This window comes from Catenulispora rubra (genome assembly GCF_015356825.1).
GTDB lineage: Bacteria > Actinomycetota > Actinomycetes > Streptomycetales > Catenulisporaceae > Catenulispora > Catenulispora rubra.
This window is the reverse complement of the sequence record NZ_JAACYW010000087.1, coordinates 1-21,211: the sequence shown is the minus strand read 5'-3', so window position 1 is coordinate 21,211 and position 21,211 is coordinate 1. Positions and strand designations below refer to the sequence as shown.

17 protein-coding genes are annotated in these 21,211 nt (G+C 72.0%); 14 read left to right on the top strand and 3 right to left on the bottom strand.

Going from position 1 to position 21,211, the window contains the following annotated elements; translation table 11 throughout:
- Positions 1 to 4 precede the first annotated feature (4 nt).
- Entirely contained in the window at positions 5 to 5,296 is a 5,292-nt protein-coding gene (locus GWK61_RS23645) for a CHAT domain-containing protein (protein WP_194911407.1), read from the top strand.
- 14 nt (positions 5,297 to 5,310) lie between these two features.
- Here the strand turns inward: GWK61_RS23645 and GWK61_RS23640 are convergent, their stop codons facing one another.
- The 3 genes from GWK61_RS23640 to GWK61_RS23630 form a co-directional block, all read right to left on the bottom strand.
- Entirely contained in the window at positions 5,311 to 5,817 is a 507-nt protein-coding gene (locus GWK61_RS23640; protein WP_194911405.1) for a 4'-phosphopantetheinyl transferase family protein, read from the bottom strand.
- 187 nt (positions 5,818 to 6,004) lie between these two features.
- Entirely contained in the window at positions 6,005 to 7,156 is a 1,152-nt protein-coding gene (locus GWK61_RS23635; RefSeq protein WP_194911404.1) for an acyl-CoA dehydrogenase family protein, read from the bottom strand.
- Positions 7,153 to 7,740, bottom strand: coding sequence for an acyl-CoA dehydrogenase (locus tag GWK61_RS23630; RefSeq protein WP_194911403.1), 588 nt, complete (start codon positions 7,738 to 7,740; stop codon positions 7,153 to 7,155). The genes GWK61_RS23635 and GWK61_RS23630 overlap by 4 nt, the downstream gene beginning before the upstream one ends.
- Before the next feature lie 205 nt (positions 7,741 to 7,945).
- Between GWK61_RS23630 and GWK61_RS23625 the strand changes: the two genes are divergently transcribed.
- From GWK61_RS23625 to GWK61_RS23565, 13 genes are all read left to right on the top strand, one after another.
- Positions 7,946 to 9,571: a condensation domain-containing protein gene (locus tag GWK61_RS23625; protein ID WP_194911402.1), complete on the top strand. Its 1,626-nt coding sequence runs from the start codon at positions 7,946 to 7,948 to the stop codon at positions 9,569 to 9,571.
- Positions 9,568 to 10,929, top strand: a complete 1,362-nt coding sequence (locus GWK61_RS23620) for a preATP grasp domain-containing protein (protein WP_194911401.1) — start codon at positions 9,568 to 9,570, stop codon at positions 10,927 to 10,929. The genes GWK61_RS23625 and GWK61_RS23620 overlap by 4 nt, the downstream gene beginning before the upstream one ends.
- On the top strand, positions 10,926 to 12,266 hold the full coding sequence (locus tag GWK61_RS23615) for a type III PLP-dependent enzyme (RefSeq protein ID WP_194911400.1): 1,341 nt from the start codon (positions 10,926 to 10,928) through the stop codon (positions 12,264 to 12,266). The genes GWK61_RS23620 and GWK61_RS23615 overlap by 4 nt, the downstream gene beginning before the upstream one ends.
- A 54-nt stretch (positions 12,267 to 12,320) precedes the next feature.
- A complete protein-coding gene (locus GWK61_RS23610; protein ID WP_323747715.1) occupies positions 12,321 to 13,256 on the top strand; it encodes a 3-oxoacyl-[acyl-carrier-protein] synthase III C-terminal domain-containing protein in 936 nt (311 codons plus the stop codon).
- Complete coding sequence (locus tag GWK61_RS23605) at positions 13,253 to 13,864, top strand: acyl-CoA dehydrogenase family protein (protein WP_194911399.1); 612 nt, start codon at positions 13,253 to 13,255, stop codon at positions 13,862 to 13,864. Before GWK61_RS23610 ends, GWK61_RS23605 begins: the two co-directional genes overlap by 4 nt.
- Complete coding sequence (locus GWK61_RS23600; protein WP_194911398.1) at positions 13,861 to 15,015, top strand: acyl-CoA dehydrogenase family protein; 1,155 nt, start codon at positions 13,861 to 13,863, stop codon at positions 15,013 to 15,015. The genes GWK61_RS23605 and GWK61_RS23600 overlap by 4 nt, the downstream gene beginning before the upstream one ends.
- A complete protein-coding gene (locus GWK61_RS23595) occupies positions 15,008 to 16,054 on the top strand; it encodes a 3-oxoacyl-[acyl-carrier-protein] synthase III C-terminal domain-containing protein (RefSeq protein WP_194911397.1) in 1,047 nt (348 codons plus the stop codon). The genes GWK61_RS23600 and GWK61_RS23595 overlap by 8 nt, the downstream gene beginning before the upstream one ends.
- 174 nt (positions 16,055 to 16,228) lie before the next feature.
- Positions 16,229 to 16,492 carry an acyl carrier protein gene (locus tag GWK61_RS23590; protein WP_194911395.1) on the top strand — a complete coding sequence of 88 codons (264 nt, stop codon included), beginning with the start codon at positions 16,229 to 16,231 and terminating at the stop codon, positions 16,490 to 16,492.
- Between the two features lie 5 nt (positions 16,493 to 16,497).
- Positions 16,498 to 17,292: a hypothetical protein gene (locus GWK61_RS23585; protein ID WP_194911394.1), complete on the top strand. Its 795-nt coding sequence runs from the start codon at positions 16,498 to 16,500 to the stop codon at positions 17,290 to 17,292.
- Positions 17,289 to 17,837: a 4'-phosphopantetheinyl transferase superfamily protein gene (locus tag GWK61_RS23580; RefSeq protein WP_194911392.1), complete on the top strand. Its 549-nt coding sequence runs from the start codon at positions 17,289 to 17,291 to the stop codon at positions 17,835 to 17,837. The genes GWK61_RS23585 and GWK61_RS23580 overlap by 4 nt, the downstream gene beginning before the upstream one ends.
- Positions 17,834 to 19,381: an amino acid adenylation domain-containing protein gene (locus tag GWK61_RS23575; protein WP_438939782.1), complete on the top strand. Its 1,548-nt coding sequence runs from the start codon at positions 17,834 to 17,836 to the stop codon at positions 19,379 to 19,381. The genes GWK61_RS23580 and GWK61_RS23575 overlap by 4 nt, the downstream gene beginning before the upstream one ends.
- 107 nt (positions 19,382 to 19,488) lie before the next feature.
- Positions 19,489 to 20,475, top strand: coding sequence for a 3-oxoacyl-[acyl-carrier-protein] synthase III C-terminal domain-containing protein (locus GWK61_RS23570; RefSeq protein ID WP_194911388.1), 987 nt, complete (start codon positions 19,489 to 19,491; stop codon positions 20,473 to 20,475).
- A 128-nt stretch (positions 20,476 to 20,603) separates the two neighbouring features.
- Positions 20,604 to 21,155, top strand: coding sequence for an acyl-CoA dehydrogenase family protein (locus GWK61_RS23565; RefSeq protein WP_194911387.1), 552 nt, complete (start codon positions 20,604 to 20,606; stop codon positions 21,153 to 21,155).
- Positions 21,156 to 21,211 lie beyond the last annotated feature (56 nt).

Here is a 21,211-nt window from a genome sequence, read left to right as displayed (position 1 = left end):
CGCCATGGACGAACGGTACGAGCACTACGAGGGGCTGCTGGAGACCACGCGCCAGATCCGGCTCGCCCTCATGACGGTTCCCGCCGACAGCCACGACGCGAAACAGCTGCGGACCGAGCTGTGCGACGTCCTGCTCGCGCGGGCCGACATGATCATCGAGACCGCCACCCTGGGGCTGCCGCCGTTGGTCGAGGACGACGCGGAACCGTTGTGGCGGGAGGCCGCGGAGCTGGTCGAGGAATTGCTGCCCGAGGCTCCCGAGGGCAGCGGCCGCCGGCACCGGCTGTGCTGGCTGGCCGCGCAGGGCCTGCGCATCGAGGCGCTGCTGTTCGAGCGCGCGCTGCCCCTCGACGACCTGATCAGGTGGCTGGAGGCGGCGTTGGCGCCGCCGATGCCGCCACCGGACATGTGGTGGGACCCGGATGTCGACCGCGAGACCCGAGGCCGGCTCGGGTTGCTCTACTCCCAGCGCTTCTCGGTCGGGGATGCGGCCGACGACCGCGGCCGGATCGTCGAACTGCTCGGTCCGCTGGCCGATGTCGGTGCTGGTGCTGGTGTCGCTGATGCCGATGCCGATGCCGAAGCCGAAGCCGAAGCCGATCCGGCCGACCGCGACGAGGAACTGCTCGCGCTGGTGTGGACGGCGCTGGCCTCCGCGCTGGCCAGCACCGCGCGCGACCCCGAGACCGGCGAGGTGTTGCCGCCATTGGACGAGGTCCGCGCGGCGTATCTGTGGCAGAAGGCTGCCGAACTGGACGTCGACCCGGAACTGAAGTGGGAGATGCTCGCCGAGCAGGGCCGGTTGCGCTGGAAGCTCCTGGACTGGTCCCGGCCCGACGCGTCAGAGGAACTGCACGCGGTGCTCGCGCTGCTCAGGCCGCTCATCGACGAGGCCGACGCCAACGCCGACATCGACGCCGGCGCCGAGGTCCTGGAGTTGTGCACGGTGCTGGTCCGCGACCTCCTCCACCACGATCCCAGTCCGGAGCACCGGATGCTCGTCGTCGAGTGGTACAGGCTGACCGTGAACCATCCCGGGTGGACCGCGGAGGAGCTGCGCGGCTACCGGGAGGATCTGGCGCTCGCTCTTGTCGAGATCGTGATCGAGGAGGAATGGCCGGAAACCGATCCCCGGCGGCTGGCCCTCCTACGTGAGGCCTTGACGTACGTGGACGCCGTGCACGCCGAGCTCGTCGCGACGCTGCCCGACGGCGACGAGATGGACCATGTGAAGCCGTTCCTTTTCGACGTGCTCGCGCGCCTCGATCACAACGGTGTCGAGGCTGAAGTCACCGACCGGGCCATCGCCCTGGGATCGGAACTGCTCGCGACGGTGCGGCCCGAGGACAGCATGCGTGCCGAGCTGTACATCAGGGTCGGAGGTCTGATCTTCCAGCGGTCCTACCGTCGGCTCGTGCCGTACTTCGACCCCTTGCGGTACGACACGGGGTTGCTCGCCAGCCCGTACGTCATGACCGTGGGGTCGTCGCATCCGGAACTCGTCGCGGACTTCGCTCGGGCGGCCGACCTGGTCCGGACCGGCCTGAGCCGGTATCCGGTCCAGGACGAGTTCTACCCGATGGGAGCGCTGATCATCGGGTACAGTCTCCCCCTCCATTTCCTGATGTTGTTTCCGCACGGCGACCGGGCGCTCCTTCGCGAGAGCCTGGAGTGGCAGCGCAAGATCCATGATCTCAACCCGCAGGACTGGGTGGTGAGCCTCGCAGAGCGGCAGCAGATGCTCCTGCTGACGGTCTCAGCCCTCCTCATGACGGACACCTCATTGCGCGGCATGGAGGCACCGCCCGGGACAGACGCGGACTTCTCCATCGAGGCGATGACTCCCGCCCTCGCCGAGGAGCTGTTCCTCGCGCGGCGCCTGATCGAGGCCATTCTCGACGAGACCGCCGATCCCGACCCGGCGTTCGTCTTCCTCGGCTTCTACATCGACATCCGTGGATGGAACGTACGGCCGCCCTCGCCGGAGCAGCTGGACATGTGGGCCCGGCGCCTGCGGCAGGCCCTGCACCGGGCCGACGAGTCGGAAGCAGTCCAGCGCCTCATCCTGCAAACCATGATCGTGATGGTCGAGGCCGCGCGGGAGTTGGCCGCCGGAGCGGACCTCGCCGCCATCCGGTCGGCCGCGGCCGAAGTGAGAGCCGTCCGGGCGGTCGTGCCCGAGGGCCTCGGCGCGCAGCACCTCGACCGCTTCCTGGCCATGATCGAGGATGAGCCGGCGATCGCCATGACGCAGTTCGCCGGGATGGTGGAGACGATGCTGCGTGGTCCGGTCGAGCCCGTGCCCACGGCACCGCGACTTCCGGTCCTCGAAGCCGAACCGGTCCGGCCCGGGGTCTTCGGCGTGGTCGCGGCTTCGGCCGCGCCGCTGCTCGGCGACGGGTCCGAGTCGCCGTTCATCCACCCGCCGGGTCTGGTCGTCGAGACGGTCGATCGCCTCTACGGACCCGCCGACGCCGACGGTGCCGCCGACAATACCGCGGATGGTGCCCGGGAACCGGTTCCGGCCACGCTCACGGCGCTGGCGCTGCACGTCCAGTGGCTGCGTCAACGCGACCCCGCCGACATCAGCCTGGCGGTGCGGCTGGCCGGGAGTGCGGCGTCCCGTTTTGTTGCGGCCGAGCCCGAGCTGGCCGATCGTGTCAACGCTGTGCTCGCAGGCCTCCTCCATGACCGCTACCTGCTTTACGGCGACCATGCGGATCTGGAAGCCGCGCGTTCGCTATGGAGCGCGCTACTGGAAACGACCTCGGATGGACCGCGTCCCGGCCTGGCCGTGCTGCTGAACGCCGCCGCTGCCGAGGACGAGGTCCTGGGTGTGCGCGAGTTGTTCCGCGCCGACCTTTTCGACGACGGCCCGTTCCGTGCCGAGTTGCTGGCCTTCGCCGGCCTGGCCGATCTGGCCGCCGCCGACCTCGCGGCCCGGGACGACGGCGCCGAACTGGTCGCCGAGGACGGCGGGCTGACCGCCACGCAGTTGCGTGCGCTGGGCCTGGATCGGCTGACGTCCGCCCTCGCGGGGCTCGGCGCGCGGCATCCGCTGCGGCCGGCGGCGCTCGGCGAGAGCGCGCTCGTGCGCTGGACGGAGGCCGGCCGCCGGTCCGACGCCGCGGCGCGGATCGTCGCCGCCGCCGACATCGCGGCGGCCGCCGCGGCGTGCGCCGAGTCCAGCCAGCATCGCCCCGGCCTGTTGTTGCGGGCCGCGGCGGTGGCGGCCGCGCACCTGGCCGACGCGCAGACCCGGGAGTCCGGGCTGGTGCTGGCCGCGGACATCGTGCAGGAGCTGTCGGAGGTCACCCGCGGCTCGTCAGCCCTCTACTACGGGGGCTGGGCCCGATGCCAGTACGGACTCGGTGAACTCCTGGCCGCGCGGCACCGGGTCACCGGCGATCCCGAGGACCTGGCGCGCGCCATCGCGGCGCTGGCCGAGGCCGAGAACGTTCACGGACCGGCTTCCGCCGACCCGTTCGCGGCGGCGTTGAAGCGCTCGCTGGCCTCGGCGTACCGGATGGGGGCCGAGGACCCGGCGCACCGGCGGCGGTCGCGGGTCGCGGCCCGGTCGGTGATGTGGGCCCACGGCCGCGCCGTCCTGCTGCAGAGCGGCACGCGCAGGGCACTGGAAGCCGCGCGGCGGGCCGGCGACGACGCCGCCCGGCTCGTGCGCTGGTGCCTCGCGGACGACGACACCGCCGGCGCGCTGGAGGCGGTCGAGCTCGGGCGCGGGCTGACGCTGCACGCGGCGACCGTCGCCTCGACCGTGCCGGCGCTGCTGGTCGCCGCCGGGCATCCGGGGCTGGCTGCGGAGTGGCGTGCGGTTGATGCTGCGGCTACGGGAACCGCAGACATCGCGAGCATCGCAGATGCCGCAGACAACGCAAGCACCGCAAGCACCGCAAGCACCGGCTCCGCGGTGGCTGGCACCGCGGACATCACCATCGCGCCCTCGCCATCCGACAGCGTTCCCGACGATCTGCGGCGCAGGGTTCTGCTCGCGGTCGAGGGCAGCCCCGCCGAGCGCAGGCTGCTGTCCGCGCCCTCGCCTGCCGAGACCGGCCGTGCTCTGGTGGCGGTCGGCGCGGACGCGTTCGTCTACCTCCTCGCCGACACCGGCACCGACACCGGCGGCCGCAACGGGCACGCGCTGGTCGTCGACGCGTCGGGCGCGGTGCGGACCGTCGCGATCGCCGGGCTGAGCGTGGACAGCCCCGAGCTGACCGCCTACGCGGCGGCCGTGCGCGCTCGCGACGCGACGGCTCCGGCGGCCGGCGTGGAAGACCGCTGGCACCAGGCACTGCTTCACCTGTGTGCCTGGACGGGGCGGATGATGGCCCCGGTGTTGGAGAACGTCCGCGCGTCGGTGACCGGCCGGGCCCCGCGCCTCGTGCTCGTCCCGGTCGGGCCGTTGGGCATGGTGCCCTGGCACGCCGGAGCGCTGCCGACGTCGACCGGGCCGACCCGCTACGTCTGCCAGGACGCCGTGGTCTCGTACTGCGCGACGGCCCGACAACTGGTCGAGGTCGCGGACCGCCCGCGGATGCCGGTCACCGGCCCGGCGGTGATGGTCGTCGATCCGGAGGGCTCGTCGATCGCCAAGAAGGAAGCGGTCCTGATCCGCTACCGCTTCTACCCCGACGCCGAGGTCCTGGGCTCCCTCGGCTTCCACCCCCATCAGCGCGACCCCGCGTGGCGCCAGCCCGAACCCCGACCGGCGCTTGCCGACGTCCTCGACCCCTACCTGCCCGGCCGAGGCCCGACGAGCGCGGCGGTGACGATCGCCAACTGCCACGCGGTGTCCACGGTCGACGCCTCCAGCTCCCGCCTGATCCTCTACTACGACCGCCGCACCGAACCCGGCCGCGTCCTGACGGTCGACCGCCTCCTGTCCGGCGCCCTCGGGCGCGACCCGCAGGCCCCCGGCGGCCTGGTGGTCCTCGCGGACTGCGTGACCGACCTGGCCGTGGCGCGCTACGACGAGTCCGTCACCCTGGCCACCGCCGTCCTGGCCGCCGGCGCGTGCTCCGTTGTGGGCTCGAAGTGGGCCATCGCGGACCAGCCCCAGACAACCGTGCTGATGTACATGTTCCACCACTTCCTGCACGACGCCGGCGGCGAGTCGGCGGGATCACCGGCCGACGCGCTGCGAGCCGCCCAGATGTGGATGCTCGACCCCGACCGCGTGACCCCGGACGGAGCCGACGAGGCGGCCTTCGCCCGACTGGAGGAGAAGAACCTCGCCGACCCGGTGTTCTGGGCGGCGTTCACGCACCACGGGCACTGACGAAGACGATGCGGTCACTCGGGCAGCGCGAACCGGCGCAGCGTCGCCACCGGGACCGTGCTGGCCAGCGCGGCCACGTGGAGGTCGGGCACGTCGGGAACGTCGGGAACGGTGAGGCCGAGCAGGTGGATCGGGCGGTCCGGCCAGCGTGGCACCTCATCTGCGCGGACGACCGGGCCGCTCACGTCCACCTGGCGCGGTGGTGCCTGCAGTCCGAGGCCGGTCAGCTTCATGGCGGCCTCCTTGCGAGTCCAGGCCCACAGTAGCCAGGCGGTTCGGTCGGTGGTCGGCAGCTGCGCGTAGATCTGCGCCTCGGTGGCGGTCAGGATGGTCGTGGCCAGGCCGTCAGGGTTCGTGATCGAGGCCGGGCTCTCGATGTCGGCGCCGAGTAGGCCGCTGCCGGCGACGGCCATGATCAGCCAGTGGTCGGTGTGCGAGACGGAGTAGTCGAGCGTGCTGTCGCGCAGGCGCGGCTTGCCGTGGGGGGCGCCGCAGTGGTCGCATTCGCGATTGAAGCTCACGTCGTCTGGGGCGATGCCCAAGTACCGGGAGGCGATCAGGCGTTGTGCCGCGCGCGAGGTGACGTGGACGTCCCCGGCCCGCGTGCCGCGGAGCCGTTCGGCGCGCTGCTGCTCAGCGGGGTCCAGCAGAGTGGGCCAGGCGGGGCGGCGGCGGACCGGGACCAGCCAGAGGTGGCACTCGCCGGCCTCAGGACCGGGCGCGCGTGGGTTCGGCGTCCGAGGCGATGGTGAGGCGCAGGATGTTGCTGGTGCCGTCCATGAACTCGAACGCGCAGACGTCACGGCACCACTTCTCCAGCAGGGGGTGATCCAGCAGCGAGCCGGGGCCCAGCGCCGCCTCCGCCCAACGGTTCGCCTCTTGCGCGAGCTCCGTGGTGTGCAGCTTGGCGATCGACGGGGCCAGGCGGTCGTCGGGCGACAGATCGACCTCGATCGCGTACCGGTGCAGAAGCGCGCGCGCCGCTTCCAGGCGTGCGGACATCAGCTCGTGGCCCGACCAGCCCGGTCGTTGCACGCAGACGTAGTCGCGGATCGCGAAGGCCGCGCCGAGCGCTTGGGCTGCGATCTGGAGGCGGATGACGTTGAAGGCGCGGATCGCGCCCCACATGCCGCGCCGGGACGCCGGCAGGTGCCGGCCGAGCAGCATCTCCCGCGCGATAGGCGTGTCGTCGAACTCCATGTGGCCGATGCACGCGCCGCGCAGCCCCGTCATCTCCAGCGGCGTGCCGGTGAAGCCCGGGGACGGACGGCGCAGGAGCACCGCCCGGATGGACAGGGGAGTGCGGCCCGTCCGGGCGAACACCACCCCGATGGCGCCGCGTTCGGCGTTGGCGACGTACCGCTTGGCCCCGTTCAGCCGGAGGCCGTCGCCGTCCGGGTCCGGATCGAGACGGGTCTCCATGGCGGTGGCGTCGCTCCCGTGGTCCGGCTCGGTCATCCCGAAGAAGGTCCACGACCGGTGCTCCGCCAGGTCCCGGTAGAACAGGTCCTTCTGCGGATCGTCGCCGAGCGCGTCGACCGCCAGCCCCGCGAGCGACGGCGTCGCGCAGGCGTTCACCATGCCGACGTCGCCGCCGGCGGCCAGCTCGATGTTGGCGACCACGCGCCCCAGCGCGCTCCCGGTGAACTCGTCGGCGCACGCCGGCACGTCCCGAGTGCGGTAGGCCGCCGGAAGGCTCATCTCGCGCAGCAGTTCCAAAGCGTCGCACTTGCGCAACCGGTCGCGGTCAAGCGGGTCGGCGTCCAGGGCAAGGGCCTCGCGGCGCAGATCGCCTGCGAGCGCTCGGCAGACCTCGCGGAATTCCAGCAGCGTCGGAGTCAGGATCCCCACCGCGCTCATGCGGCTTCCCCTCTCGGCACCCAGCAGTTCGCGACCAGGCGGGACACGTAGGCGCCGCACGCCGGATTCCGGCCGACATAGCCGCTGGCTCCGAGCATCCTGGCCAGCTGCCAGTCGACCTGCGTCAGTCGGTCGTGCACGTCCACGATCGCGGTACGGCTCTCCGTGGCCAGGCCGCAGCGTGCGGTCTCGGTGGCGACCAGCGCGTCGGCCAGCGTGCCCTGGACGAGCTGCTTGGCCAGCACCGGCTCGCCGCCGAAGAGCCGGCGCGACAGGTGCCCGGCGACGCGCTCCAGCAACCGCAATGTGGCCCCGATCCGGACCGCCCCGAGCCGGGCGGCCAGCGCGGTGAGCTCGTCGGCCGGAACCTCGCGGCGGGTCGCCGGACGCACGAAGCCGATTCCCTCGGCGAGCGCCATATCGTGCCGGATCACCGCGGCCCCGGCAGGGACCGCGGCCGCGGGGAGCGCCGCGATGCCGCCCGGGGCCGCTCCGGCGTCGAGCGCGGCCAGTGCCAGCGCCAACCCGGCCGCCAGGCCGTCCCGGCGTCCGGCCTGCTCGCAGGCCGTGATCGTGTTCTGCATCGGTTCCTCCGTCCTCCGCCGAAAGAGTCACCGTCCGTGAACGCGCATGTCAAGGCTCTGAGGACGCCTCGCAGGCGCGCCGCGCTGGCAGCTTTTCGCGGCCGAGGAGGCCACCGCCGGGCTCTGGCAGCCGCGGTCCGGGCCCGGCGATTATCGCTGCGGCGAGCATCACCGACAGCGACCGACAGCGACCGGAGGGAGCCCGATGACAGTCATCAAGAGCGCCCGGTTGTGCTGGGGCCAGCACTACCACCTCCTGCGGTACCACCAGGTTCCGGCCGCGTCGAGGCACGAGGCGCACATCACCGCCGACTTCCCGCTGCCCGCCGGCTGCACGACCGAGGACGTCGGGCGGGCCCTGAACCACCTGGTGCGCAGGCACGAAGGGCTGCGGACGGTCTACGACCTGCACGCGGGGCCGTGGCCGATGCAGCGCGTCGAGCTCCCGGCCCCGCTCCAGGTCGTCGAGGCGACCACCGAGGACGACGGCACGCCGTCGCCGATGGACGTGGTCACGCGGATCACCCGGGCCCCGTTCGACGTCACCCGCGAGTGGCCGATCCGGGCCTGCGCGGTCACCACCGGCGGCCGCCTGCGGCGCCTGCACCTGGTCTTCAATCACCTCTCCTTCGACGACGTGAGCCTGGGTGTGCTGGGCCGCGACCTGGACGCGATCCTGGCCGCCCGCGTCGAGCGCCGTCCGGCGGCGCTGGATCCGGTGCCGCAGCAGCCGGTGGACCTGGCCCGGGTCGAGGCGGCCAGGGCGCCCGAAGCGGTGGAGGCGTCGCTGGAACACTGGCGCGGCGAGGTCAGGGGTCTGCCTGCCGACGTTTTCGCCCGGCGCCGCGACCCGTCCGCGTCCGGCTGTTACAGCGCGTCGCTGACCGTGCCGTCGCTGCTGGCGACCTCGCGCGGCATCGCGGCGCGGGAGCGCTGCTGGCCGGCCGCCGTGCACCTGGCCGCCTACGCGGTGGCCGTGGCGGCGTACACCGGCGAGCGGCGGGTCGCGCACCGGCTGTACACGAGTCAGCGCACTGCCAGCGGCTTCCCCTCGGTGCTGACCTGCCTGTCGTATCCGACGCCGGCCTCGCTCGACCTCGCCGACGACCCCGTCTTCAGCACGGTGCTGCGGCGCGCCGCGAATCGGATCGACGACGCGATGAAGCACGCGCACGTCCCGTACGACCAGGTCGCCGAGTTCGTCGCGCAGGAAGGGGCCCGGCGCGGCCAGCCGCTGCGCGTCGCCACCGAGGTGAACTTCCTCGACAACGCGCCGCGCTCCTGCGGCACCCGGCGGGAGCGCCTCACCTGGAACGCCGCGCCGACCGACTGGGAGCAGGCCGGCTCGGACCTCTACCTCCGGATCTACGAATGGTCCGACGGCGTCACGCTGGCTCTACAGGCCACGGCCGAGATCATGGACCGGGACGCGGTCGAGCTGTTCCTGCGCGGATACGCGCGGCTGCTGGAGGCCCATCGGGAACCCGGCACCGACCTGACGACCGGTCAGGCCACGGACCTCATGGGCTTCGCCTCTTCTCTGCGTCCTGCTCCGCCGACACAGGCTCCTGATCCAGTCACCGGACCCGCCACCGAAGCCGAACAAGCCCTCGCCGCCATCACCGCCGAAACCAACGCCCTCGCGCACGTCGATCCCGCCACCAGCTACGTCACCGCCGGCGGACGCCTCCTGCGCCTGCCGCGCGTACTCGCCGCGCTGCAAGACCTCGGCTGGACCGGTGTCTCCCTCGACCAACTCGCCGGGGCCAGTCCGCTCCGGGCACTCGCCGCAGGCATGACGCGCTCGCCGCAGATTGGGAATCCACGATGAACTTCGTTGAGCGTCTGAAACAGGATCTGACGGGCGACCCCTCGGCCCGCTTCGTCTTCGTCAACAACTTCGAGGTCGAACGCAGCTGGGCCCTCGGCGAGCCGAAGCTGCCCGGGGCCGGCGTCTCCTTCGCGGGTGCGACGGTCAACCGCATGGAGGAGATGGGCGTCCTGCTCGCCGGCGAGGGCGACGTCGTCGTCCTCAAGGACGACCTCGACCCGGAGTTCGCCGCGTACCTCTCCGCTTTGGGCGCCGCGGCCGGACACACCGTCGCGGCCGAGAACCACGAGCCGGAGCGGATGGTCACCGAGGACGCGCTGGCCTCGCCGCTGCTGCTGGAGAAGCTCCGTGCGCTGGCCGACGGGAGCACCTACCTGATGCCCCTCGGCGTCTCCTCGGCGGAGGAGGAGCTGGCGAAGGCCACGGGCCTGCCGCTGGCCGGTCCGAGCGCGGCCACCTGCAAAGCGGTCAACGGCAAGGTGTTCAGCCGGGAACTGGTCGACCGCACCGGTCTGCGCGCCGTCCCGGGCCGGACCTGCCGCACGGTCGGCGAGCTGCGCGCGGCGCTTACCGAACAACTGGCGCTCACCGGAGAGTTGGGGCTCGGCGGCGGCGTGGTGGTGAAGGAATCGCTCGGCGTCTCCGGGCGCGGCATGGTCCGCGTCGCCGACGAGCGCGGCGCCGAGCGGCTGCTGCGCCTGATCGAGCGGCGCGGCGCGGACGCCCCGGCCAACCTGGTCGTCGAATCCTGGATCGAGCACGCCCAGGACCTCAACTACCAGTTCGTCGTGTCCCGCACCGGCGGCGTGCGGTTCGAGACGGTCAAGGCCGCGGTGCTGCGCGACGGCGTGCACCAGGGCCACCGCTTTCCGGTCGAGCTCTCGCCGGCGGTCACCGAGCAGCTGCACGACGCCACCGCCCGGATCGGCGCGGCGCTGCACGCCGAGGGCTACTTCGGGCTGGTCGGCGTGGACGCCATGCTCGGCCGGGACGAGACGTTCTACCCCTGCCTGGAGATCAACGCCAGGTTCAACATGTCGACGTATCAGAGCCGGATCGCCGAGCGGCTCATCCCGGACGGGACGCACGCGATCGCCGCCACGATCGGGCTGCGCCTGAGCCGCCGGCACACCTTCGGCGAGGTCGCGCGGGCGCTCGGTGAGCTGCTGCTGGACGGACCGGGCCGCTCCGGCGTCCTGATCAACAACTTCGCGACGCTCAACGCGGCGGCCGCCGAGGACGGCAGCTTCCACGGCCGGCTGTACGCGATCTGCCTGGCCGAGTCGGCCGACGCCGCGCTGACGGTGCGCACCGAGGCCGAACGGCGGCTCAACGAGATGACGGGAGAGCGGGCATGAGGATTCAGGGCATTGAGTACGAGGAGCTGGCCGAGCGGTTCGGAACGCCGCTCTACGTCTACGACGGCGACGTGCTCACCGCGGCGATCACCGGGCTGCGCCGAGCGCTGCACCCGGCCCTGGAGTTCTTCTACTCGCTGAAGGCCAACCCGAACATCAGCGTCTTCGACGTGCTCCGGGCCGGCGGCGCGCGTGCCGAGGTCTCCTCGCTCGTCGAACTGCGCACGGCGCTCGCGGCCGGCGCGCCCGCCGGGGACATCATCTTCCTCGGCCCGGGCAAGAGCGAGCGGGAGCTGATCGCCTGCCTGGAGGCCGGGATCTACGCGATCGTCTGCGAGTCGTTCGCGGAGCTGGACGAGATCGAACGGCTGGCCGCGGCGCGCGGCGTGCGCCAGCGGGTGCTGCTGCGGGTCAACCCGGAGGTTGCGATCGGCGGATCCCGGCTGACCATGGGCGGCAAGCCCCGCCAGTTCGGCATCGACGAAGCGCAGGTGCTGTCCGCCGGCAACCTGGCGAAGAAGTACAGCCATGCCGACGTCGCCGGTGTCCAGGTCTACCTGGGCACCCGGATCCTGGACGCCGAAGTGGTCGGCAAAAACACCCGCTACATCCTGGACCTCGCCGACCGGGTGGCGGACAGTACCGGCATCCGGCTCGACACGGTGGACATCGGTGGGGGCCTGGGCGTCGCGTACTTCGACGGCGAGGAGGACATCGACCCCGCCGACGTGGCCGCTCACCTCAACCCGCAGCTGGAGGCGTTCGCCGCGAGCCATCCGGACACCCGCCTGATCATGGAGTCCGGCCGCTACTTGGCGGGCCGGGCCGGGACCTACCTGATCGGCGTGCGCTATGTGAAGGAGTCCATGGGGGAGCGGTTCGCGGTCGCGGACGGCGGGACCCACCACCACATGGCGGCGGTCGGCATCGGCTCCTTCGTCAAGCGGAACTTCCCGGCGGCCCTGCTGAGCCGGCGTGCCGACCAGACCGACCAGGCCGACCAGGCCGACCAGGCTGATCAAGCTGGACCGGTCGAGCCGTGGAACGTCACCGGTCCGCTGTGCACGCCCAACGACTCGATCCTCAAGCACGCGCAGCTGCCGGCGCTGCGGCCCGGCGACCTGCTCGGGATCCAGTGCTCCGGCGCGTACGGGCCCTCGGCGTCGCCGGGCCTGTTCCTCAGCCACGGGTTCCCCGCCGAAGTGCTGGTCGTGGACGGCACCGCGCACCTGGTGCGCCGCCGCGACGAGCCCGAGGACCTGATGAACCCGCAGTACCTCTATCGCAGTGCGCTGCCGGCCCAGGGACGCGAACCCGCCGAGACCGTAGCGGTGTGAGCTGTGTTGCTTCCGCCGTCTCCGGAAAGCGCCCTCGGCCTGTCCAGGGTGTCGGTGAGCCTGCCCCGGTCGGCCGATCCAGTGGAGGACCTGCTGGTCCGGGCCGGGCGCGGGCCCATGGAACGCAGGATGTTCGCCAAGGTCTTCGGGCTGCGCGACAGCCCGACGCTGGCCGAGGACGAGCGCCTGGAGGACCTGCTGGTCGAGGCCGGTCTGGCGGCGCTCGGCGGCGAGCCGGCGCAGCTCGTCCTGTACGGGCACACGCTGCTGACCTCCGACCTCGACAGCGCCGACGCGCGTCTGGACGGGCTGCGTTCCCGGCTCGGGCAGTCCGGCACCGCGTTCTACAGCGTGTCGCACATCAACTGCGCCGCGATGCTGCGCTCGGTGGAACTCGCCCGGCGCTTCCTGACCAGGCCCGGTGCCGGTCCCGCGGAGCGGGTGCTGGTGCTCGGCGGTGACCAGGCCAGCAGCCACCAGGGCCGGGCGCGGGTCATCCCCGGCATCGCAGTGCCCGGCGACGCCGTCGTGGGCGTCGTGGTCCACGCCCCGACCACGCGGCGCCGGCCGCGCTACCGGTACCTGGGCGGCGCGTCGTCCCGGGACACCCGCTTCCATCGCAACATGCGGATGTCGCCGCCGGAGCTCGCGCTGTTCCAGGAGGCCAGCTGCGAGCAGACAGTCAGCACCCTGCGGCGGGCGGTGGACGCCGCCGGCCTGACCATGGACCGGATCGACTGGGTGCTGCCGCACCTGACCAGCCGGATGTTCTGGGGCAAGGTCAGCCGGAGCTCGGGCATCCCGAAGGACCGGATCTGCATGGACCTGATTCCGGAGCTGGGACACAACTTCGGTGCCGACGCGCTGCTGGCCCTGGAGCACGCGGACCGCTCGGGCCGGCTGCGGCCGGGGGACCGCTGCGTGCTGTTCGCCATCGGTCAGGGCGCGTACTTCCAATCGATGGTGGTCGAGGTCGAGGAGGATTCATGAGTACCAGTACGTTGCCGCGGGCCGGTATGGCGGACTGCGAAAGGACTGGACGCGAAGCCGGTCTGGCTGCGGGCCTGGCCTCGGCACTGTCGGGAATCTCGGTCGTCGACACCGCGCCCGGCCGGTACGCGGCCGTGCCCGCGAGCCCGGATGACGGCGCCGCTGTGTTCCGCCACCGCCTAGCCGACGCGGAGGGTGTCGTCTTCCTGGAGTGCCCCGGTCAGGGCCCTGAGGCCGGGCCGACGTGGACCGAGGTCGGCCGGCTGCTGGCCGCGGTCCGGCTCGGCGTGCTGCGCGGCGCCCTCGACCGGGCGGTCGAGCACCTGTCCGGCCGGCTGTCGGGCGGCGAACCGCTGGTCCGCAAACAGCTGATCACCGGCGCGATCGCCGATGTCATGGCGGGCACTGAGATGCTGCGCGCCTACGCGCAGACGCAGGGTGGGCCGGCGGCGCTCGCCGACGTCCACACCCGGCTCGACGTCCTGGGCTGGGAGGTCCTGAAGCTCTTCGGCGCCGCGGGCTACCTGGCGGACAGCCCCGGTCGGGCGCTATACGTGTCGGCGCTTGTCGCCGGTACCTGGGTTCCCCGCGAAGAGGTGTCGGAATGATCGAGCTCGATGATCACCTGCGCGGGGTGCGGGACGCCGCGCGGGAGCTGGCCGAGGATCTGCGCGGCCGGGCGCTGGCGATCGACGCCGACCCGGAAGCCATGGACCAGCATCTGAACTCCGACGTCTTCGAACTGCTCCGGATCGGTGAGACGCCCGCGGAGTTCCGCGAGTCGCTGCCCGGCCGTTTGAAGCCGCCCGGCGGGGCGTCGATGCCGGACCGCTGGACCTGCCTGATGAACGCGGTGAGCCTGATCGAGGTCGCCCGCGGCGACCTCGCGACGGTGCTGGCCTGCCCCGCCCCCGGCCTGCCCGGGGTCCTTGTCGACGTGCTCGGCGATCAGGCGCAGCGGGAGGTGTTCTTCCGGCGGTTGCGCGGCGGGCGGACGTGGCCGTTCTTCGCGATGACGGAGGCGACGCACGGCAGTGATGCCGGGGCGATGGACACGCGATTCGAGCCTGATGGTTCGGGAGGCTGGTTGCTGTACGGCTCCAAGCGGTTCATCGGCAATGCTGCGCGCGGTGGCGTGGGAGTGGTGTTCGGTCGCACGGGGCGTTCGGCGTTGTCGATTCGGGCGGCGCTGGTGGAGTTGCCGGCTCCGGGGTGGTCGGGGACGCGGTTGGAGACGGTGGGTCTGCGGGGCGCGTATCTGAGTGAGTTGGTCTTCGAGGGTGTGCCGGTGGCTCCGGAGATGATGCTGGGTTCGCACTTGCCGGTGGCGCAGCGCGGGTTGTGGGGAGCGCTGAAGACGTTCAACCAGGTACGGCTGCGGGTCGCCAGTGGTGCTGTGGGCACGGCATTGGCGATGGTCGAGTACGTCGGTGAGCATCGCAAAACCGCTCCCGGCCTTGATGTGGCGATCGCGCGCGCGGAGGCGGGGCGCGAAGCGTTGTACATCGCCGCCGCGCGGCTGGACCGCGACCCGGAGCGGGCGTACTGGTCGAGCGCGGTGAAGCTGGCGGCGGTGGAGATGGGCGTGGCCACGGGTCGTTGGGCGGCGCGGGTGATGGGGCCGGGCGGGTTGCTGGAGCATCCGCTGCTGGAGAAGTGGTGCCGCGATGTCTGCGCGTTCGAGTTCATGGACGGGACCAGCAACATGCAGCGGCTGCATGTCGAGCGCGGATATCAGACAGGAGACGCAGATGGCTGATTCCGGCGTCCTGGCTCGGCCCGGCGGTCGCGATCACGCCTACGACCACGCCTTGGCGCCGCCCGGACCCGTGGGCTTGTCACGCGTGGCGGTGAGTGTGCCGCGGCGGACCGAAGCGGTCGACGACGTACTGGCGCGCAGGGGCTGCGGTCCGCTGGAGCGCAGGATGTTCGCCAAGGTCTACGGGCTGCGGGACAGCCCGGCTCTGGCCGAGGGCGAGCAGTTGGAGGACCTGCTGGTGCGGGCCGGCAGGACGGCCCTCGAGGGCGGCCCGGCCGACCTGATCCTCTACGGGCACACTCTGCTGATGCCCGAGCCCGACGTCGCCGGGGAGTTCTCCGAACGGCTGCGCGAGCGGCTCGGGCTGCCCGGCAGCGACTTCTACGGCGTCTCCCACGTCAACTGCGTGTCGGTTCTGCGCTCAGTGGAACTCGCCCGGCGATACCTGTATCGGCCCGGTGCGGATCCCGAGGAGCGGGTGCTGGTGCTCGGCGGCGACCAGGGCAGCGCCAACAACGACCTCGACAGGTACATCGCGGGCACCACGGTCACCGGGGACTGCGCGGTGGCCTTGATGGTGCAGCGCGCCGAGGGCCGCCACCGCCATCGGTACCGGTACCGGTACCTGGCGGGGGCGTCCAGCCGGGACACCCGCTTCTACGCGACCTCGAAGATGTCGCGCGAGGCCGCGGGGCTGTTCCAGAAGCTCTGCTCCGAGCAGGCGGTGCAGACCCTGGACCGGGCCGCGCGGGCCGCCGGCCTGTCCATGGACCGGCTCGACTGGGTGATGCTGCACTTCTCCAACCTGATGTTCACCCGCGCGTTCAGCAGCCATTCGGGCATCCCCAAGGACCGGATCTGCATGGACCTGCTGCCGGAGCGGGGGCACAACTTCGGTGCGGACGCCCTGATGGCGCTGGAGCACGCGGACGGTGCCGGACGGCTGCGTCCGGGCGACCGCTGCGCGCTGGTGGCGATCGGCCTGGGGGCCTACTTCCAGGCGACCATCGCGGAGGTCGTCGAAGACGGCCGAGCCTGAGCCCGCACCGCCCGCCGGCCGGCGCCCCGGGTGCCGCAGGGCTCGAAAGGGCGGCAGAAAGTTGTCAACGGCCTGGTCATTGACGCCCTGCGAGGCGGGCTGGCTAGATGAGAACGGGCCCGCAGAACACTACAAAGTCGGCCCTATCCACCTGTCGAGGAAAGCGAGTTTGTGATGGACCGTGCCGAGACTCTCCTCCAGCTGCGCAGCAGCCTGTCCGAGGTGCTGAACCGCGAGGTTCCCGAACTGCGGGAGGACGCGCGGCTGTTCGACGACCTCGCGCTGGACTCGACCAGCGTCATCGAGCTGCTGATGAGCCTGGAGGACACCGTCGGGCTGGAGATCGACCCCGAGGAGCTGGGGCCCGAGGTGTTCAAGACCGTCGCGAGCCTGGCCGAGTACGTCGAGGCCGGACTCGCCAAGACCGCGACGGCCTAGCCGCCATGCCGGCCGGTCTGAGCGTGGAGGCGGTGAGCGCCGCGACGCTCCCGTTCGAGAACTACGTGCCGCTGGACTCCTCCGAGCTCGCGGTTCCGCGCTCCCGGCTGGAGCGGGAGCACGGGATACCGCCCGAGCACGCCCTGGTGCGGACCTTGCAGGACTCTGTCTGGGACGGGCCCGACGTGAGCTCGTTGGCGCTGGCCGGCCTCGGCGTCCCGGCGGTGGCGCAGCCGCTGTTCCTGGTGCGCTCCGGTCCGCTGCGCGACTCGATGGTGGCGGCGCTGGCCCAGCTGGTGCACGAGTCCGGCTGGGCCGGTGAGGACCTGGGCATCACGCATCTGGAGGAGTTGGGCGGGACGGCGGTCTTCGATCTGCTGGAGTGGGCCGTCCCGCCGAGGACCGGGGCGACCGTGGTGGTCTGCGACGAGCCGCTGTTCGCCGACGTGCGCGTTCCGGGCCGGTTCAAGGCTGTCGGACTGCGGCTGCGCCAGGGTCCCGGTCCGCTGCGCGTCCTGGGCTGCGGCGAGGGCGGGTCGGCCGCTGCGGGCGGTTCGGGCGGTTTGGGCGGTTCGGGCGTTGCGGACGGCGCGGAGCACCGGTTCTCCGGCCGCGGCCCGTGTGACGGCTGGCTGGCGTTCCATGAGGCGCTGGCGGCCGGGAAGGTGCGCGACGGAGAACGTGTGCTGATACACGCGCGCGGTCCGCTGCGCGAGGGCTGGCTGCTGCTGGACGCGGTGGACGTCGGATCCGTGCTGCGGGCCGACAGCACGCCGTACGAAGGCGCCGGGTCGCGATGAGGATCGGCGTCGACCTGATGTCGGTGTCCCGCTTCGCGCGGGTCGCCGGGCATCACCGCTACCGCGCGCTGGTGTTCACGGAGCGCGAGCTGGCCGAGGCCGGGCAGCTCGGTTCGGCGCGGTACGTCGAGCGGCTGGCCGGGCGGTTCTGCGTCAAGGAGGCCACCTGCAAGCTGCTCGGCCGCGGCTTCGGGCAGGGGCTGCGGTGGCAGGACATCGAGGTCTGCTCCGATGACTGGGGCGCTCCTTCGGTGGCGCTGTCCGGTGGGGCGCTGCGGCTCGCCGGCGAGGCCGGGGTCGGCGAGATCGCCGTGACTGTGACGCACCAGGTCGATCTCGTGGTGGCGATCGCCGCCGCGGCGGAATCGTTCGCCGGCGACCTCGGTGCCGCGTCCGCGCAGATCATGGAACTGCTGGCCCGCCATGAGGAGCGCCACGGCGTGCGGATCCCCGACTCGGATTTCTATCAGATGACTGATCTGCCCGGCACCGGCCGGGCCGTGGCGCGGGTCGCCTCGGCCGGCTCAGAGCACGCGAGGGAATGACGATGAGCAGTCTCGCGGCGGTGACGGAGCCGAGTGTCTCCGAGGACTGCCTGCACGGCTGGTTCCTGCGAAGCGCGCTGGCCGCCCCGGAGGCGGTGGCGCTGCGGATCGGCCGGGAGCACTTCAGCTATCGGCGGCTGCACGAGCGGGCGCTGGCCCTGGCCGGCGAGCTGACGGCCCGGCACAGCGCGCACCGGCCGCGCCGGGTCGGCGTGCTCGCCGCCCGCAGCGAGCAGGCGTACGCCGGGATCCTGGCCGCCGGCTACGCGGGAGCCGCGGTGGTGCCGCTCAACCCGGGGTTCCCGGCCGAGCGGACCGGGCGGATGATCGCCGCGGCCGAGGTGGACGCGCTCGTCGTCGACGAGCACGGTCTGGCCGTTGTGCCCGAACTCGCCGACGTGCTGTCCGGAGTGCCGGTCGTGCACGAGCCGGGTGGCGCCGCGCCGCTGGAGCGGCCCGGCACGCCGAGCCCCGAGGAGACCGCCTACATCCTGTTCACCTCGGGATCCACCGGACGACCCAAGGGCGTGCCGGTCCTGCACCGCAACGTCTGCGCCTACCTGCGCTTCGTGCACGACCGCTACCGCTTCGGCCCGGACGACGTGTTCTCCCAGACCTTCGACCTCACCTTCGACCTGGCGATGTTCGACCTGTTCACGGCGTGGGGCAGCGGCGGGACCCTGGTCTCGGTGCCGCCCCGGGCCCTCGCCTCGGTGGCCGCCTGGGTCGCCCGGCACGGCATCACCGTGTGGTTCTCCTCGCCTAGTGTGATCCCGGTCCTGCGGCGGCGCGGCGCGCTCGGCCCGGGCTCCCTGGCCGGGCTGCGCTACAGCCTGTTCTGCGGCGAGCCGCTGCTGAGCCGCGACGCGGCCGACTGGCAGGCGGCCGCGCCGGACTCGCGCGTGGAGAACCTTTACGGCCCCACCGAGCTGACCATCTCGTGCAGCGTGCACCGATGGGATCCGGCGACCTCGCCGGGTCGGTGCGTCAACGATGTCGTGCCGATCGGCTCGCTGCATCCGGGCAGCGATCACCTGCTGCTCGGCGCCGACGGGAAGCCGCACCCGGACAGCGGCGAGCTGTGCGTCACCGGCGCGCAGATGTTCCCCGGCTATCTCGATCCGGCGGACGACGAGGGGCGCTTCCTCGACCACGAGGCGCGGCGCTGGTACCGCACCGGCGACCTGGTCCTGCGACTGCCCGACGGCGAACTGGGCTACCTGGGCCGCCGGGACCACCAGGTGAAGATCCACGGGGTCCGGGTGGAGCTCGCCGAGGTCGAGGCGGCGCTGCGGCGCTGCGGGGGGATCACCGACGCCGTGGCCGTGGCGGTCGGCGGGGAGCTGTTCGCGTTCTGCATCGGCGAACCGCGCCCCGCCGCCGACCTGATGGAGGAACTGGCCGCGTTCTTCCCCCGGGCGCTGATCCCGCTGCGCTACGAGTACGTCGAGGAGTTCCCGCTCAACGCGAACCGGAAGACCGACCGGCCCGCGCTCGCCGCCCGGGCAGCGGGCAGCTCTTCCCGAACGGAAAGTGAGTTCTGATGCGCTTGTCCGAGACCGCGCGGCTTTGGCTTTGGCTTCGGCTTCGGCTTCGGCTTTGGCTTTGGCTTTGCGCCGCGCCGCAGTCCATGATCGCGGAGGGCTGACCCATGGCTTACTCCGCGACCGCTTTGGGGGCCGTCGGCCTGTCTCGGGTGGCCGTTCGGCTGCCCGGCCGCGAGGAGTCCGTGGCGGATGTCGTGGCGCGGGCCGGGTACGACGAGCGGGAGGCCCGGATGTTCAAGGCCCTGGGCCTGCGCACCGTCCTGAGCCTGGCCGACGGCGAGCGGACGGAGGACCTGCTGTTCGACGCGGGCCATGCGGCGCTCGGCGGCCGGTCGGCGGCGCTGGTCCTCTACGGGCACACGCTGCTGACCCGGCGGATCGACCTGTGTGACGGCGCGTTCCGGGAGTCGCTGCGTGACAAGCTCGCGCTGCGCGACGCGCCCGTCTACGGCCTCTCCCATGTGAACTGCGTCGCCGGGCTGCGCTCGATCGAGTTCGCCCGCCGCTTCCTGGCGCGGCGCGGTGGCACGACGGACGATCGGGTGCTGGTGCTCGCCGGCGAGCAGGGCAGCGTCTTCGAGCGCGCCAGGGTCTACCCGGGCCGGTCGGTCTCCGGGGACGGCGTGGCCGCCGTCGTGGTCCAGCACCCCGACGCCGCGGAGCGGCCGCGCTACCGGTATCTCGGCGGCGCCACCAGCAGGGACACCAGATTCTATCGCAATCTGCGGATGACACCGGCGGAGTTCGCCACGAACGCCGAGGTGATCCGTGCGCAGACGCTCGAGGTGGTCCGGCGCGCGGCCGATGCCGCGGGCGTGGGCCTGGACGGGATCGACTGGCTGATGCCGGGGCTGGGGAATCGGATGGTGTGGACCAGCTTCTGCGGCCGGTCGGGGTTTCCGTTCGAGCGGATCTGTCTGGATCTGCTCGCCGAGCGGGCGCACAACTTCGGTGCCGACGCTTTGATGGGGCTCGAGCACGCCGAGCGGGTGGGGCGGTTGCGTGCTGGGGATCGGTGCGCGCTGGTGGCTACTGCTCGGGGGGCCTATTTCCAGTCGGTGGTTGTTGAGGTTCTGGAGGACGCGCTGTGACTGCGGGGATTGGTGGGATCGGCGCGACCGCTGGGACCGCCGCGACCGCCCGGATCGGTGGGATCGGTGGGATCGGTGGGATCGATGGGATCGATGGGATCGGCGGGATTGCCGGAGGAAGGACCGGCGTGATCGAGCTCGATGGCCGTTTGCGTGCCGTTCGCGATCGTGCGCGCGAGGCGAGTGCCGACCTGCGGGCCCGGGCGCTGGCGATCGACGCGGATCCGGATGCGATGGAGGCTCATTTCGACTCCCCGGTCTTCGCGGCGATGCGGGAGGGCCAGACTCCGGTGGAGCTTCGCGAGTCGGCGTCCGGTGGCGCGCCCCCCTCCGGCGCCGGCGGCTGCCTGGAGACGGTGGTGGCGTTCACCGAGACCGCGTGCGGTGACGCGGCGACCGCGCTGGCCTGCCCGGGGCCGGGCTTGGCCGGCGTCATGGTGTGCCTGCTGGGTGATCAGGCGCAGCGGGAGTTGTTCTTCCGGCGGTTGCGTGGTGGGCGGACGTGGTCGTTCTTTGCGATGACGGAGGCGGCGCACGGTAGTGATGCCGGGGCGATGGATACGCGGTTCGAGCCCGATGGTGCGGGGGGTTGGTTGCTGTTCGGCTCCAAGCGGAGGGGATCCCCGTGTTCCGTCATGCGATCCGCCAGAAGTGCCCTGGCGACCGATTATCCAGCCTAGCCAGCATCGAAGAGCTTTCCGACGAAGCCGACCGTTTTCTGCACCAGTGCTACACC

Coding starts and splice junctions, on each gene's coding strand:
- GWK61_RS23580 (WP_194911392.1), top strand. CDS start 17,289: ATGAGGATCGGCGTCGACCTGATGTCGGTGTCCCGCTTCGCGCGGGTC.
- GWK61_RS23600 (WP_194911398.1), top strand. CDS start 13,861: ATGATCGAGCTCGATGATCACCTGCGCGGGGTGCGGGACGCCGCGCGG.
- GWK61_RS23570 (WP_194911388.1), top strand. CDS start 19,489: ATGGCTTACTCCGCGACCGCTTTGGGGGCCGTCGGCCTGTCTCGGGTG.
- GWK61_RS23605 (WP_194911399.1), top strand. CDS start 13,253: ATGAGTACCAGTACGTTGCCGCGGGCCGGTATGGCGGACTGCGAAAGG.
- GWK61_RS23635 (WP_194911404.1), bottom strand. CDS start 7,156: ATGAGCGCGGTGGGGATCCTGACTCCGACGCTGCTGGAATTCCGCGAG.
- GWK61_RS23615 (WP_194911400.1), top strand. CDS start 10,926: ATGAGGATTCAGGGCATTGAGTACGAGGAGCTGGCCGAGCGGTTCGGA.
- GWK61_RS23590 (WP_194911395.1), top strand. CDS start 16,229: ATGGACCGTGCCGAGACTCTCCTCCAGCTGCGCAGCAGCCTGTCCGAG.
- GWK61_RS23625 (WP_194911402.1), top strand. CDS start 7,946: ATGACAGTCATCAAGAGCGCCCGGTTGTGCTGGGGCCAGCACTACCAC.
- GWK61_RS23575 (WP_438939782.1), top strand. CDS start 17,834: ATGACGATGAGCAGTCTCGCGGCGGTGACGGAGCCGAGTGTCTCCGAG.
- GWK61_RS23585 (WP_194911394.1), top strand. CDS start 16,498: ATGCCGGCCGGTCTGAGCGTGGAGGCGGTGAGCGCCGCGACGCTCCCG.
- GWK61_RS23620 (WP_194911401.1), top strand. CDS start 9,568: ATGAACTTCGTTGAGCGTCTGAAACAGGATCTGACGGGCGACCCCTCG.
- GWK61_RS23630 (WP_194911403.1), bottom strand. CDS start 7,740: ATGCAGAACACGATCACGGCCTGCGAGCAGGCCGGACGCCGGGACGGC.
- GWK61_RS23645 (WP_194911407.1), top strand. CDS start 5: ATGGACGAACGGTACGAGCACTACGAGGGGCTGCTGGAGACCACGCGC.
- GWK61_RS23595 (WP_194911397.1), top strand. CDS start 15,008: ATGGCTGATTCCGGCGTCCTGGCTCGGCCCGGCGGTCGCGATCACGCC.